12 protein-coding genes are annotated in these 13508 nt (G+C 63.5%); 7 read left to right on the top strand and 5 right to left on the bottom strand.

From position 1 onward, the window contains the following. Positions 1 to 7 precede the first annotated feature (7 nt). Both H5P28_RS13635 and H5P28_RS13630 read right to left on the bottom strand, forming a co-directional pair. Positions 8 to 754 carry a YgjP-like metallopeptidase domain-containing protein gene (locus tag H5P28_RS13635; protein ID WP_185676259.1) on the bottom strand — a complete coding sequence of 249 codons (747 nt, stop codon included), beginning with the start codon at positions 752 to 754 and terminating at the stop codon, positions 8 to 10. Beyond that, a complete protein-coding gene (locus H5P28_RS13630) occupies positions 738 to 1445 on the bottom strand; it encodes a MazG family protein (RefSeq protein ID WP_185676258.1) in 708 nt (235 codons plus the stop codon). The genes H5P28_RS13635 and H5P28_RS13630 overlap by 17 nt, the downstream gene beginning before the upstream one ends. 168 nt (positions 1446 to 1613) lie before the next feature. Between H5P28_RS13630 and H5P28_RS13625 the strand changes: the two genes are divergently transcribed. The 3 genes from H5P28_RS13625 to rsmA all read left to right on the top strand — a co-directional run bounded on the left by H5P28_RS13625 (position 1614) and on the right by rsmA (position 4699). Continuing rightward, positions 1614 to 2411 carry an indole-3-glycerol phosphate synthase TrpC gene (locus tag H5P28_RS13625; protein ID WP_185676257.1) on the top strand — a complete coding sequence of 266 codons (798 nt, stop codon included), beginning with the start codon at positions 1614 to 1616 and terminating at the stop codon, positions 2409 to 2411. A 142-nt stretch (positions 2412 to 2553) separates the two neighbouring features. Beyond that, positions 2554 to 3732: a Na/Pi symporter gene (locus H5P28_RS13620; protein WP_185676375.1), complete on the top strand. Its 1179-nt coding sequence runs from the start codon at positions 2554 to 2556 to the stop codon at positions 3730 to 3732. A gap of 142 nt (positions 3733 to 3874) precedes the next feature. Then, entirely contained in the window at positions 3875 to 4699 is an 825-nt protein-coding gene (gene rsmA / locus H5P28_RS13615) for a 16S rRNA (adenine(1518)-N(6)/adenine(1519)-N(6))-dimethyltransferase RsmA (protein ID WP_185676256.1), read from the top strand. 190 nt (positions 4700 to 4889) lie between these two features. Here rsmA and H5P28_RS13610 read toward each other — a convergent pair whose 3' ends face one another. Further along, on the bottom strand, positions 4890 to 6158 hold the full coding sequence (locus H5P28_RS13610) for an aminotransferase class I/II-fold pyridoxal phosphate-dependent enzyme (protein WP_185676255.1): 1269 nt from the start codon (positions 6156 to 6158) through the stop codon (positions 4890 to 4892). A gap of 145 nt (positions 6159 to 6303) precedes the next feature. Between H5P28_RS13610 and H5P28_RS13605 the strand changes: the two genes are divergently transcribed. Genes H5P28_RS13605 through H5P28_RS13595 form a run of 3 tightly spaced genes read left to right on the top strand, consistent with a single transcriptional unit; the run spans position 6304 to position 9124 of the window. Next, the gene (locus H5P28_RS13605; RefSeq protein ID WP_185676254.1) at positions 6304 to 7086 is read left to right on the top strand and encodes an alpha/beta hydrolase; all 783 of its coding nucleotides are present in this window, start codon (positions 6304 to 6306) and stop codon (positions 7084 to 7086) included. Then, positions 7079 to 7633 (top strand): DJ-1 family glyoxalase III, encoded by a 555-nt coding sequence (locus tag H5P28_RS13600; protein ID WP_185676253.1) that lies wholly within the window; start codon positions 7079 to 7081, stop codon positions 7631 to 7633. Before H5P28_RS13605 ends, H5P28_RS13600 begins: the two co-directional genes overlap by 8 nt. 21 nt (positions 7634 to 7654) lie before the next feature. Beyond that, the gene (locus tag H5P28_RS13595) at positions 7655 to 9124 is read left to right on the top strand and encodes an O-antigen ligase family protein (protein WP_185676252.1); all 1470 of its coding nucleotides are present in this window, start codon (positions 7655 to 7657) and stop codon (positions 9122 to 9124) included. A gap of 142 nt (positions 9125 to 9266) precedes the next feature. Here H5P28_RS13595 and H5P28_RS13590 read toward each other — a convergent pair whose 3' ends face one another. Both H5P28_RS13590 and H5P28_RS13585 read right to left on the bottom strand, forming a co-directional pair. Then, positions 9267 to 10298, bottom strand: a complete 1032-nt coding sequence (locus tag H5P28_RS13590) for a hypothetical protein (protein WP_185676251.1) — start codon at positions 10296 to 10298, stop codon at positions 9267 to 9269. Beyond that, positions 10295 to 11824 carry a transglutaminase-like domain-containing protein gene (locus tag H5P28_RS13585; protein WP_185676250.1) on the bottom strand — a complete coding sequence of 510 codons (1530 nt, stop codon included), beginning with the start codon at positions 11822 to 11824 and terminating at the stop codon, positions 10295 to 10297. The genes H5P28_RS13590 and H5P28_RS13585 overlap by 4 nt, the downstream gene beginning before the upstream one ends. 93 nt (positions 11825 to 11917) lie before the next feature. On the opposite strand from H5P28_RS13585, the gene H5P28_RS13580 reads away from it, so the two are divergent. Then, positions 11918 to 13297 carry a dihydrolipoyl dehydrogenase family protein gene (locus H5P28_RS13580; RefSeq protein ID WP_185676249.1) on the top strand — a complete coding sequence of 460 codons (1380 nt, stop codon included), beginning with the start codon at positions 11918 to 11920 and terminating at the stop codon, positions 13295 to 13297. Positions 13298 to 13508 lie beyond the last annotated feature (211 nt).

The raw sequence follows: 13508 nt of genomic DNA, 5'->3' as shown, positions 1-13508 counted from the left end.
GGGAACCTCAGGCTCGCCCCAGGGGCATGAGACGTGAGGCGGCGGGGTTGAGCTGGGAATTGTGCTGGTCGGTGCGCGGATCGTAGCGGCGCAGCAGATCCCAGAAGCGCGGACTGTGGTTCATCTCGGTCACGTGGGCCAGCTCGTGCAGGATGACGTGATCCTGGAGGTTGGGCCGCAGCAGCACCAGCCGCCAGTTGAGCGAGATCGTGCCCCGGCTTGAGCACGAGCCCCAGCGGCTCGACTGGTCGCGCACGCTGACCCGCCCGATGCCCAGGCCGTGCTCGCGGGCAAACTCCCGCGTGCGCGTCTCGATCACCTCGGCGGCGAATTGCCGGACCAGCGTGACCATCTCCGTTTCCTGATCTTCGGTCGAGCGCAGGCGCAGTTCAATTTCGCCCGACTGGGTGTCGTAAATGTAAAAGGGCCGGGCACGGGTCAGTTGCAGGTTAAGCCGGAAGACCTGCCCCAGCCCGTAAAGACGGGGATTCGCCTCCAGGTAGTTGACCAGCGAGCAGCGACTGGGGTTTTCCTTAAGATTTTTTTCCAGCCAGGTGCCCTGCGAACGCAGGAAGTGCATGGCCTCGGCTATCGGGCAGAGCCAGGGCACGGAGAGCACGGCGTGGTTACGCGCCCCGATAGACAGCCGGATGTAGCGCGCCCCCTTGCGACGGCGCACCTCATAGGGCACGAGGACGCGCCCCTGAGAGGTCTCGACTTCGGTCAGCCGGAGGTTGTCAGCTTTTAGCGGCACGGGCTTCGGTCTGGTCCTGTACGGTTTGGGTGAATCGCCGGAGCGCCGACTCCGGGTCGATCCCGGCCAGGCGGCAGGCGGCGGCCAGTTCGAAGAGCCGCTGGCCCGCTTCCGGCTCGGTGAGTTGTTTCGAGAGGGATTCGATGCGGGCCTGATCCACGCTCGGCGGCGCGGGCAGGTGTTTCTTGGTGATCTGCTTGAAAACCTCGCGGGCGCTGAGCAGAGCGCTCAACTGCGGGGGCAGGTGCTTGAAAAGCCCGGCGCCCTGGACGCCGTTCTTTTTCTCTGTCGCCTTGATCTGGTCCCAGTTTTGCAGAACGGCTTCGGAGTCCTTCAGATCGAGGTCGCCAAAGACGTGCGGGTGGCGGCGAATGAGCTTTTCGTTGACCTCGGCGGCGACGGCTTCGAGGTCGAAGTGCCCGGCCTCCTCCGCCATCTGGGCGTGCATGACCACGTGCAGGAGCAGGTCGCCCAGCTCCTCGCGCATGTGGGGCATGTCGAGCCGGTCAATCGTCTCCAGCAGCTCGGCCACCTCCTCGATCAGACAGTCGCAGATCGACTGGTGCGTCTGCTCGCGGTCCCAGGGGCAGCCGCCGGGGGCGCGCAGGCGGGCCACAGTCTCGCGAAGCGCGAACAGGGCGCTCTCGCCAGAGGCGTTTGAACTGGAGGAAACAGCCGTCAAATCGCTCATAGTTGAAATCTATTCTGACCCTTAAACGCGCAAAGGCAAACCCGCGCTTTCTTTTCCGAGAGGTGGTTTTTCGGGTTGATTTAGGCATTGAAAAAGCCGCCCGGACGGGGAAGGCTCCCAGCCTTTTCCTTTTTACGAGACTTTCCCCCGACATCTTATTTCCACCCGATGGACAAACTCACCGAAATCATGGCGCACACGCGCGAGCAACTCGCCCCGCGCCTGCGCCCTGTGTCCGAAGCCGAGCTGGCCCGCTTCGGGGAGCGCCCGCGCACCGGTCCGGGCTTCATCGAGTCGCTGGCCAAAGCCCCCGGCCTGGGTGTGATCGCGGAGATCAAGCGCCGCTCGCCCTCTGCCGGGCAAATCGCGGAGCTGCCCGATGCCGAGGAACAGGCACGCAAGTACCTCAATGCCGAGGCCGACGCCATCTCCGTGCTGACGGACGAGAAATACTTCGGCGGCTCGCTCAAGGACTTGTGGACGGTGACGGATTTCATCGGCGACCACCGCCGCTCCACCCCCTGCCTGCGCAAGGACTTTATGGTCCACCCGATCCAGGTGCTCGAAGCCGCCGAGGCCGGGGCCCGCTGCATCCTGATTATCGTCCGTGCCCTCAAGGACGACGAGATCGCCCGCCTCAGTGACGCCGCCGGGCTCGCTGGGCTGGACACCCTTTACGAGATCCACACCGCCCCCGAGCTTGAGCGGGCGCTGCGCTTCGAGCCGGAGATGATCGGCGTCAACAACCGCGACCTGGCCCGCTTCCGCACCGACCTGGCCTTTTCCGAGGAGCTCATCCCGCAAATCCCCCGCGACATTCTCGCCGTAAGCGAGAGCGGCATTTTTACACCGGAAGACGGCATGCGTGTCTTCGAGGCCGGGGCCAAGGCCGTCCTGATCGGCGAAGCCCTTATGAAACAGGAAGATCCAGGCCAACTGGTCAGTGCCCTGCACGAATTGGAGTAATTGTTACAATTGTTACGATTGTTACAGCCATGTTGAAATAACCTTAAAAGGCCAGTGTTGGGTTGCTCTATGAGGGGCGCGATGCCTACAAACAGGTCTTTTCCCAATGAGTACGACTCCTCCAGAGAGTAATCCCGCCGAAATGGAGGTCATCCATCCCGAGGTCCCGCATCCGATCACCTCAGGTGGCTCCAAATTCGTAAACTGGCTCGGAGTCCTCGTCCTGGTTTATCTGCTGCTGATCGCGGTGGGCATGATCGGCAGCGGCTTCAAGTGGGTCTCTGGCGGTGCAGCCGGGGCGGAAAAGCTTTTCGCCTTCGCCGATAATCCGATCATGGGCGTGATGATGGGCCTGCTGGCCACAGCGCTGATCCAGTCCTCCAGCACCGTCACCTCCGTCATTGTGGGGCTGGTGGCAGGCGGTCTGCCCGTGGTGACCGCTATCCCCATGATTATGGGAGCGAACCTCGGCACCACCCTGACCAACACCCTGGTCAGCTTCGGCCATATTGGCTCGCGCCAGGAATTCCAGCGCGCCTACGCCGCCGCCACGATCCACGACTTTTTCAATATTCTGGCGGTGTTCATCTTCCTGCCGCTGGAACTGATGACCGGCTTTCTGGAAAAGTCCTCCCTTTTCCTTTCGGATCTTTTCCTCAACGTGGACAACGCCGAAATCGGCTTCAATCCCGTCAAGGCGGCGACAAAACCCGTCGTCAGCTTCATGCAACACGAGGTCTTCGGCAATCTCTCCGAAAGCGTCGGCTACCCGAAGCTGGGCGGCGTGCTCATGATCCTGGCCGGGATCGGCCTGATCTTCGTCTCCATCATCTACATTGGCAAGCTGCTGCGCCGCCTGCTCATCGGCAAGGCGAGAGAGATATTCCTCTCCGCCCTCGGACGCGGCCCGGCGGCGGGCCTGACCTCGGGCGCGGTCGTCACCGTGCTGGTGCAGTCCTCCTCCACCACGACCAGCCTGGCCGTGCCGCTGGTGGGAACCGGCGTCATCAACCTGCGGCAGGTTTACCCCTTTACGCTCGGGGCCAACATCGGCACCACCGTGACCGCCCTGCTGGCGGCCACCGCCGTCACCGGCGACAACAGCGTCTCGGCCATGGAAATCGCCTTCGTGCATTTCCTCTTCAATGTCTTCGGCGTCATCGTCATCTACGGGCTGCCATTTTTACGAAAAATCCCCATTATCTGCGCCGAGCATCTGGCCGCCAAGGCCGCCGCCAACAAGCTCTGGGCCGTGGGCTACATCCTCGTGGTCTTCTTTATGATCCCCGGACTGGCCTACATGATCTACGCGGTCGAATAAATAGGTTTGAGAGTTTCGCGTTTGAAAGTTTGAGAGTTGGGGCAAGGCGGTTTTAGGCTGGGTATCCAGCCACCCGCCCGATAGAGAAGGCCCACGCTCAAACTTTCAAACTTTCAAACTTTCAAACGTTCGGACCGCTTTCATGCTCACCCTCACCCAGACGCGCGAACGCCTGCAGGCACTCGGCATGCACCCGAGCAAGAAGCTCGGCCAGAACTTCCTCGTCGATCCCAACATCGTGCGCAAGTCCCTCGACCTGGCCAAAGTCACCGCCGGGGACACTGTGGTCGAGGTCGGCCCCGGCCTGGGAACGCTCACCGGCGGTCTGCTGGAGCGCGGGGCCGAGGTTTACGCGGTCGAACTGGACCACCGCCTGGCCGCATCCCTGCGCGAAACCCGCGGCGACGAACCGCGCTTCCACCTCGCTGAAGCCGACGCCATGGACAAGCCTTTAGGCGACTTCCCCGGCGACCGGCCCTTCAAGATCGTGGCCAACCTGCCCTACGCCATTTCCACCCCGTGGATGGAGAAAATCCTCGCCGGTCCCCTGCCGGAAAAAATGGTCCTCATGCTCCAGCGCGAGGCCGCCGAACGCTTCACGGCCGAGCCCGGCGGGAAAAACATCGGCGCGGTCAGCCTCTTTCTCGCCGCCGCCTACGTGCGCCGCCCTGGCCACGCCGTCGCCCGGAGTTGCTTCTACCCCGCCCCCGACATCGACTCGGTCCTGCTCCACCTGGAGCGACGCGAGCACCCCCGCTCCTTCGCCCCGCAGACCCGTGCGCTCATGCGCAAGTTTTTCACCCAGCGCCGTAAACAAATCGGCTCACTCGCCCGGCAGGAGAAATCCCCCGCCCTCGACCACTGGCTCGCCGTCCTCGAATCCGCCGGCCTGCCCCCGACCCTGCGCCCCGAAGCCCTCCCCCTTGACGCCTGGCTCCAACTCGACCAGGCACTGCAGAGTGCTTGAAAACTCTTTTTCGGGCTTACGCAGCCCGAACCCGCGGCAGCCGAGGGCTGCACCCCCGGTCCGGCATCCGGGCTGCGCCCAAACGCCGGACCGACTTTGGAGCCTTCCCTGACGACGGAAACGCCATCATGAAAAATATGCGCGTCAAAGCTGGTGACTCAGTTTCGAAAATGCACTCAAAAACAGCCCTCTAGCGCCCGGCGGCGACGCGGATGAAGCGTTCGGTGGCCTCGGCCAGTTTTTCGGCGGCGAGGGAGCCGAAGCTGAGGCGGGCAAAGTTTTTCGGAGTGCCCTCGGCCACACAGAGGTCACCGGGGACGTAGAGCACGCCACAGGCCACGCAGCGTTCGCAGAAATCCGAGCCGATGGACAGGTCGAGTCCTTCCGGGCCGCACATCCAGTAGTAGAGGCCTCCCTTGGGCGTTTCCCAATCCCAGCCGAGCGAGCGCAAGGGCGAGGCTTCAAGGGTTTCGCCCATGAGACGGGCCTTTTCGGAGTAAATAGCGCGGATGCGCTCAAGGTGCGTGGCGTACTCCCCGGCGGCGAGCACGCTCTCGATCACCGCCTGGTTGAAATTCGGTGTGCCGAAGTCCTGATGTCCCTTGAGCGAGAGCATCTTGTCCATCCACTGGGCATGCGAGCAAATCCCGTAGCCGACCTTCAATCCGGTGGCAAAGGGCTTCGTGAACGTCCCCAGGTAAAGGCGCGGCAGGCTCTCGTACTCGGGCAGGCTGAAGATGCTCGGCGCGGGCCAGGGGCGTTCGAACCACAGTTCGCGGTAGGCGGCGTCCTCGACCACGGGGATGTGCAGGCCGTTGTCGAGCAGGGCTCGTCCGAGCGCCCGTTTTTCCTCCACGGGCACACTGCGCGTGGAGGGGTTGCCGTAGTAGCTGTTGAGGTAAAGGGCCTTGATCCGTTCCGCGCCGCGGGCGGTTTTGAGCTTGAGCAGGAAGTCCGGCAGCGCGTCAAAATCCGTCCCCCCGTCGGGCAACGCGGGCAGGGAAACGGCCTCGATCCCCAGGCCCCGGCACAACTCCAGAAAAACGAAATAAGTCGGGCGCTGGACGAGGATCACGTCCCCGGCATCGCAGAGGCTCTGCATGGCCAGATAGAGTGCCTGCTGGGAGCCGTTGGAGATGAAGGCCGACTCCGGGCTGAAGGGCGAGGGGGCGGCTTCGCTCTCGCAAGCGTTGAGCCAGTTGGCCACCTCGATGAGCAGGCCCGGTCGCCCGCGGTTGGCGCCGTACTGGAGGTAGTCGGCCTGCGGCTGCTCCTCGGCCAGCCGGGCCAGCGCGCGCTGGACAAGCTCCACCGGCAAGGTGATATTATCCGTAAAACCCGCCGCCAGCGAAAGCAGCTCGGAATTACTCAGGGCACGGTGCATCAGGTCGGTAATCACCGGCTCGGTTGCCCGACGGCCCAGTTGCGAGTACGAAAGGGATTGCGAAAAGTCTTCCACGGCGAAACCAACGATGATGGCCCCACTCCACGCCCCTGACAAGCGGGAAGCTCACTCCCGGTGCCGACTGGGGAAAAGCTTGCGGCGCGTGCTCACATGGGAAATCTTTCCCCCTGCCGTGCGCACCCGCAATCCTATCGTTTCCATGCTCCAGACCGTCGCCATCACCCTGATCGTCCTTTATGCGGGCGCAATGCTCTTCGCGCTGTTCTTCGCGCGCGGGATGATCTTCCCCGCACCCCCAGCCAACTACTCCGACAACGATCCCGGCGTTTTCAAGCTGCCCCTGCCCGAGGGGGGGACGTTCTCGGCCCGGTATTTTCCCAACCCGCAGGCCACCCACGCCCTGCTCTACAGCCACGGCAACGGCGAGGACATCGGCTCGAATCCCGAACTGTGGCCCTGGCTGCGCGACATGGGCTTCAGTGTGCTGGCCTACGACTACCCCGGCTACGGCACCAGCGGAGGCCGCGCCAGCGAGCAAGCCTGCTACGACGCCATCGAGTCCGCCTACAACTGGCTGATTGAGGAGCAGGGGCTTACCCCGGAGCAAATCGTGCTCTTTGGCCGCTCGGTCGGGGGCGGTCCCACCATCGACCTGGCCGCCCGCAAGCCCGTGGGCGGGGTTATCCTCGACGGCACTTTTACCAGCGCCTTCCGCGTCATGACCCAAAAGCGCATCCTGCCCTGGGACTGCTTCAACTCCATCGCCAAGATCGACAAGATCTACTGCCCGCTGCTCGTCCTGCACGGCACCGCCGACCGCACCGTCCCCTTCTGGCACGGGCAGGCCCTCTACGAAAAGGCCGCCGAACCCAAGTCCCACCTCTGGGTCGAGGGGGCCGGGCACAACAATTTGATTGAGTCGGCGGGGAGCCGCTATTCAGATGCCATCGTCAACTTTCGCCAAAGCCTGAGCCATGAGTAAAACCGCCCTGATTATCCTCCATGAAGGCTTCGAGGAAATGGAAGCCATCGCCCCCATCGACATCCTGCGCCGTGGCGAGGTCGAAGTGACCGTCGCCAGCCGCGAGTTCCACACAAGCGTCAAAGGCCGCAACGCTATCAGCGTCAAGGCTGACGTGCTGCTCGACGAGGCGTTAAAAAAGTCCTACGACTGCCTGATCCTCCCCGGCGGCCCCGGCGTGGCCAAGCTCCGCAGCGACCGGCGCGTACTCGACGCGATCAAGCGCCACCACCAGGAAGGGCGACTCGTCGCCGCCATCTGCGCCGCCCCGCTGTGCCTGCTCGACGCCGGACTGCTACCCGGCAAGCCCTTTACCTCCCACCCCACCACTGCGAACGAGCTTCCCGGCCGCGACCCCCAGCAGGCCGTCGTGAGCAGCGGCAACATCCTCACCTCGCAGGGAGCGGGCACCGCCACGGCCTTTGCCCTCGCCGTGCTGGCGCAGCTCACCGACGAGACTACCGCCTGCCAAGTCGCCGACAGCATCTGCCTCTCCGCCCCGCAATAACCCCCTCCGCCCCCTCCCCGCGTGCTCGAAGAAGAATTTCCCTCACCCGGCCCCAAAACCCAGGGCGAAAGAGCCATCCAATGGCATCTCGTCGCCTTCGGACTGGCCACGGCTCTGCTTTTCGCTGGAGCCGCCTATTTCTCCCAACCCTACCTTGGGGCCTTCGGCTGGATCGGGCTGGTCATCTATTTCTGGCACAGCTCGGAGCTGCCTGACCACAACACCCATCCACTGCTGACGCTGAGCGCGTACCTGCTGCCCTTCATCGTGTGTCTGGCCGTCTTCATCACGGGGCTGTGGAATCCGCCCGTCATGGAGGTCGAGGAAGGCGGCATCACCTACCTGCTGCTGCACGAGGTCCGGAGCCTGAGCCCCGTAACCACCCTGCCCAGAGACAACTGGATGGCGATTTTTCTCGCCGGGGGCATCTACGTCAGCGCGCTGAACATGCTGCTTGTCATCAGCGCCGAGGATGTTGCCCGGCGCATTCTGCTCATCCTCGGCATCTTCGCAACCGTGCTCGCGGCCATCGGTTTTCTCCAGGCCGTGCTCCAGTCCGACCGCCTGCTGGGCTTCATCTACGCGCCCTCGGGCAGCTATTTTTCCATCTTCCCGCATCCGCACGGGTGGGCCTCGTTCGCGCTGCTGTGGACGGGAGCCATGATCGGACTGGGCTCGCACTACATTCGGCACATGCGCCTCCAGACCTTCCTCGACCGGGGCGGGATCTGGTTCATCGTGGCGACGCTCGTGCTGGCGGCCTCGGTCGCACTGACCGGCACGGGCCTGCACCTGCTCTGCCTGAGCCTTCTGCTCGGGCTGGCCGCTCTCGACGCCTCCTACAACACCAGTTCTCGCAAGAAATTCGCCAAGCTGGTGCTCGGGCTGGGCGGTTTTGTCATTCTGACCGGTGGTATCGCAACCTTCGCCCTTTACCTGCCGCGGGCCACTGAAAGCCTCGTCCATACGAACCTGATCCCCAGCGTGGGACTCAGCTTTCAGGAGCAGCTCCTCATCTACAAGGACGCCTGGCAGCTCTTTCTCGATAAACCCGTCTTCGGCTGGGGCGCGGGCTCCTTCCGCACCATGATGACCTTTTATCAGGAAACCGAACTGGGAACGAGCGTCTATCAAGCCGCGCACTCCGACGCGCTTCAGGTACTCGTCGAGTACGGTCTGGTCGGGGCATTTGCCTGGATCAGCGTTCCGGCACTGGTCTTTATCCGCTTCCTGAACCTGAAAACCCACCGCCCGCTGAGCTGGTATCTTTTCGGAACCTGCTCGCTGGGCCTGCTGCTGGCGCTGGTCGGGTTTCCGTTCCGCTTCCCGGCGTTCGCGTTTTCGTTTTTGCTGTTGTGGTTCATGGCCTACCGCTGGTCGGTCATTCCTCACCTGAAAACCTCGGACATCCTGCGCCCGCAACTGGTCTTCACCGACGAAGGGTCCCGCCGCCGCCGCTCACACGCGCGTCCTCCCCGCCCCTACAAGTAAGGCCAATCGACCCCCTTTTTTTTAACCACAGAGGATAAGGTTTTTAACCGCAAAGCCGCAAAGGACGCCAAGAAGAGAAAAAGACGCATGCGCCGCGCCTGCCGGGGTGTGTTTATCCGGCGACACGACAATCCGTGAGCAGCTACTCGGGCTGAACGGTTTTCTCGGTGGTTTTCACCTCTGAAAAGACCACGGTCGGCGCCTTCATCCCGTCGCGGAAAAAGACCGCGCGGTTGTGCTCGTCGTCGATCCGGGCCAGCAATATCCCCTGCCCCTTGACCTCAAAAGTTCCGTCGGCCTGCGCGAAAGCGGTCCCGAGGGCGTCCTTGTAGCAGACGACCTGGAGAGTCATGGCGTTGTCGAGTTGGAAGCGCTCAAAAGCCTGCTCGGCCGACTCGCCAGTCGAAGCGGACGACGAAGACGAACCGCCGCTACGGGCATCGCGCAACAGGGCGCGGCGACGCAGGGAATCATAGCGACGCACGAGCCGCTCGTACCCTGGCATGTACTCGCTAAGCGCGGCCATCCAGTTGATGTCGGCTTTGGCCTGGAGCGCACGGTCGCCGGAGCCGGATTCGGACTCCTTGACCAGCAAGTCGTAATCGGCCCGCATGTTCTGCCCCATCTGCTGGAGGACAGGGACCATGTTCTCCAGCGTCAGGGTGGAAATGGGCTGGGCGTAACGGTTGTAAAGGGACTCGCGGCTCACGAAATCGCGTTGCGTACCGTTGACGGTGAAGCCCGAGGTCACGCGGGCCGGAAGCTCGCCCTTGAGCTCGGTCAGCATGTCGTTCAGCCGCTCGCGGTCGCGGTCGCTGAGCAGTTCCAGCCCATCCGAAGAGGCCGGTTCGCTCTCCGGGGCGGCTGCCTGCTCCGGCTCCGGTTCGGGCGGCGGAGCGATCAGCGCGGTGTAGCATTTGTGCTGCTGGTTGAGCAGCATGATCAGCTCCGGGGTCAGCTTGTCCAAGACGATGATCTCCACCGACTCGAAGGAAATGTCCGGCAGGTCGTCCAGGCCGATTTTACCCGTGGTCATGACCACGCTCTTGGGTTCGGGCGGCGGCGGGGGCGCCTTTTCGGCGGTAGCGGCAGGCTTCTGCTTCGAGCAGGCGGCCAGCGTGAGAACCGCAGCGGCGGCACAGGCAAACAGGAGGGGGCGGCAACGGGTATTCATTTTACGGATACGATTTCGACATTAATCTGGCCGATGAGGTCGAGCAGCTCGAGCCCCAACTCGGCCATAGAGGTTTCCTGAAGAGAGGAGGCCATCAGCGCCAGGCGCGTGGGCGAGCACTCGGACTCGTCCAGCGCGGCGTCGAAGTCCACCCACTGGCCGCCGAGGTAGAACTGCGTCCACATGTGGTAGCCCATGACGTTTTCGGCGAACTGGCCGTCGGCCATGCGCATGCGCGGCAGGTAAACCAGCCCGGCCACCGCCCGCGAGGGGATGCCCCAGACCCGGCCCACTGCGGCCAGCAACACGGCATGCTCACTGCAGTCGCCCTGCGGATCGCGGGCGACCTCGCTCGCCGTGGCAAAGCCGACCGAAAGGTTTTTGTCCGTGATGTAGTGGGTAACGAATACACGCAGCTGGTCCGCCTGCGCCACCTTGTCAGGGCGCTGGTCGGTGACGGCTTCCTGCGCCACCGTGACCACTTTCTCGTCGGAGGAGTCGAGGATCAGGTTCGGCTCCAGGTACTCGCCCCAGACGGCCATGTCGAGCTTGGGCAGGATGCGCGGGATCTGCGTGTGGTCGGCCCGGCTCACCGTGACCAAAAACTCGCCCACCCCGACGCGCTCGACTTGCTGGAAGTCGCTCGCGGGCAGCATCAGGTCTGGATGCGCGCCGTCCACGGTAACCCGATAGACAACTTCCTGCGCCCCGGCAGGGATGGCCTGATTGAGCCGGATGAGGTTGTTCTCGAAAATTTCCGCCGGGGCGAAGCCCTCCATCGCCTCTTGCTGCGTGCAGGTGCGCATCTCCATCGGCATGCCCATGATGTTGACCGTGGTCTTGAGCACGCGGTGGTCGTCATCGGTCCAGATGGCAGTGGGGATATTTGTCTGGCCCACCTGCATGACCATTTCCGAGCGCCAGGCGGAAACCTGTTTTTCGTTAATCAACGTCTCCTCCTGCCCGATGACGCGATAGCTCACCTCCGGGGCAAGCTCTGTGCTGATCGACGGGCTGAACAGCCGCGCCGTGAACTCCGCCCCAGCCTCAAGCGGCAGTTCGAGCGTCTTGCGCGTGAGGCCCCAGCTCATCAACGCCCCCTGCGGATAAGCCAGCTCGCGGCTCTGGCTGCGCCCCTGCTGCTCCTGCGTGAGGACAAGCCGCTCACCCTCAACCGTGCCGCTCTGGACAATCGGCTGGCCCGCCATATTCATCTCGACGCTGAAGGCCAGCGGCTGGCCGTCCACCGTTTCGGTTGTTTTTTCAAGGGTCTCGAAAGCCATCGGCACCGCTCCCCGGCGCACCTCCATACGGGTGCGAGTCTCGGTATGGATCGTATCGCCGTCGCGGCGGAGGCTCAGTTGCGAATAGCCGACCTTTTGCCCGAGCAGGTAAATCTCCATCCATTCCTCCGAGAACAGCCCCTGCGGCGGGTCCTGGGGATCGAAGGGCGTCCCCGCCGGGACGGCGGCGGGCAGCAGCGTGAGCAGGCACAGGGCGAAAAAGGCTTTATTTAACTCCGGCATTGTAAGGGCAGACTTGCTGGATAGACTAAGGGTTCCCTACATCTTCGCAATGCTTTATCCCGTTTGTCGTACTTAAACACCAGACAACATCACATGGCCGAACACTTTGATTTCATCGTAATCGGGGGCGGAAGCGCCGGTTACGCAGCCGCCCGCACCGCCCGCGAGACCCGCGAACGCGTCGCCATCGTTGACGGCGGCTCCACCCTGGGGGGGCTCTGCATCCTGCGCGGGTGCATGCCCTCCAAGACCCTCATCTACTCCGCCGAGATACTTCACCTGGCGCGGCTGGCGGACCGCTTCGGGCTCAACATCCCCGTGGCCAAGGCCGACATGCCCCGCCTGCACGAGCGCAAGCTGCGGACCATCGCGGAGTTCGCCGAGTACCGGCAGGAGCAACTCGCCTCCGAGCGCTTCAGCCTCTTTCGCAACCGGGCGCGCTTCACCGGCGAGCGCGAGCTGACCCTCGACGACGGCACCGTCCTGACCGCCGACGCCTTTCTCGTCGCCACCGGCTCGGTCGTCGCCTGCCCGCCCGTTCCGGGCCTGAAAGAATCCAGCCCCTGGACCAGCGACGACGTGCTCGACCTCGACCGGCTGCCCGAGTCGGTTATCGTGCTCGGAGGCGGGGTCGTCGCCTGCGAGCTGGCGCAGTTCTTGCACCGCATCGGCAGCCGCGTGACCCAGATCCAGCGCAGCCCGCACATTTTAAAAGAGCAGTCGCCCGAGGCCGCCGCCGTGGTCGAGGAAGTCTTCCGTGGCGAAGGCATCGAGCTGATTACCGGCACGCAACTGCGCCAGGTCGAGCGCACGAACAAGGGCTTCCGCGTGAGCTTCGAGCACGACGGCAAGCTCATGGTCCGCGAGGCCGCTCACCTGCTCAACGCCCTTGGCCGCCAGCCCGCCACCGACGGTCTCGGGCTGGAAACCGCGGGCGTCACCCTCCGCAAGTCCGGACACATCCAGACGAACGAGTTCCAGCAGAGCACGAACTCCGCCGTTTACGCCGCCGGGGATGTGGCCGGACCGCACGAGATCGTCCACGTCGCCATCATGCAGGGCGAGCTGGCAGCCCGCCACGCCACCGGTCGCCCGGCGCAGCCGGTTGACTACGACGCGCTCGTGTCCATCGTTTTCACCGACCCGCAGATCGCCCACGCGGGCATCCCCGAAGCGGAATTGAAAAAGCGCGGCATTGCCTACGTCAGCGCCGACTACCCCTTCGACGACCACGGCAAGTCCATCCTCATGGAGGCCAAGCACGGCTTCGTCAAAGTCCTGGCCGAAAAGGGAACGGGCCGCCTGCTCGGAGCCGAGTGCGTGGGCAAGGACGCCTCCGAACTCATTCACAGCCTCGCCGTCGGCATCGCCCTCAAGGCCAGCGCCGCCGACCTGCTGAAAACCCACTGGTACCACCCCACCCTGTCCGAGATCTGGACCTATCCGCTGGAGGACGTGCTGGAGGAGTTGTAAGACCGTTTGCCACCAGCCTTGATAAATAAGAGATTTAACAGAAAGGCCGGGAAGTCAGGAAGGAGATGTCTCCGGTCTTGCTTATCGCTCTTTCCGCTCTTCCTGTTAATGCTTTTCGCGAGATCAATAGAGACCGCCCTTCCTCGGGACACAAAAAAGCCGGGCGCGAACGTCTCCGCTCACCCCGGCTTTTCCGGTAAATTGTTTGTAC

Origin of the sequence: Ruficoccus amylovorans (assembly GCF_014230085.1) — a bacterium.
GTDB classification, from domain to species: Bacteria; Verrucomicrobiota; Verrucomicrobiia; order Opitutales; family Cerasicoccaceae; genus Ruficoccus; species Ruficoccus amylovorans.
This window is presented reverse-complemented; position numbering and strand designations above follow the sequence as displayed.

What these genes read in the sequence shown, in the direction of transcription:
- H5P28_RS13600 (WP_185676253.1), top strand. Translation starts at nt 7,079, where the DNA reads ATGAGTAAAACCGCCCTGATTATCCTCCATGAAGGCTTCGAGGAAATG.
- H5P28_RS13625 (WP_185676257.1), top strand. Translation starts at nt 1,614, where the DNA reads ATGGACAAACTCACCGAAATCATGGCGCACACGCGCGAGCAACTCGCC.
- H5P28_RS13590 (WP_185676251.1), bottom strand. Translation starts at nt 10,298, where the DNA reads ATGAATACCCGTTGCCGCCCCCTCCTGTTTGCCTGTGCCGCCGCTGCG.
- H5P28_RS13585 (WP_185676250.1), bottom strand. Translation starts at nt 11,824, where the DNA reads ATGCCGGAGTTAAATAAAGCCTTTTTCGCCCTGTGCCTGCTCACGCTG.
- H5P28_RS13580 (WP_185676249.1), top strand. Translation starts at nt 11,918, where the DNA reads ATGGCCGAACACTTTGATTTCATCGTAATCGGGGGCGGAAGCGCCGGT.
- H5P28_RS13620 (WP_185676375.1), top strand. Translation starts at nt 2,554, where the DNA reads ATGGAGGTCATCCATCCCGAGGTCCCGCATCCGATCACCTCAGGTGGC.
- rsmA (WP_185676256.1), top strand. Translation starts at nt 3,875, where the DNA reads ATGCTCACCCTCACCCAGACGCGCGAACGCCTGCAGGCACTCGGCATG.
- H5P28_RS13605 (WP_185676254.1), top strand. Translation starts at nt 6,304, where the DNA reads ATGCTCCAGACCGTCGCCATCACCCTGATCGTCCTTTATGCGGGCGCA.
- H5P28_RS13630 (WP_185676258.1), bottom strand. Translation starts at nt 1,445, where the DNA reads ATGAGCGATTTGACGGCTGTTTCCTCCAGTTCAAACGCCTCTGGCGAG.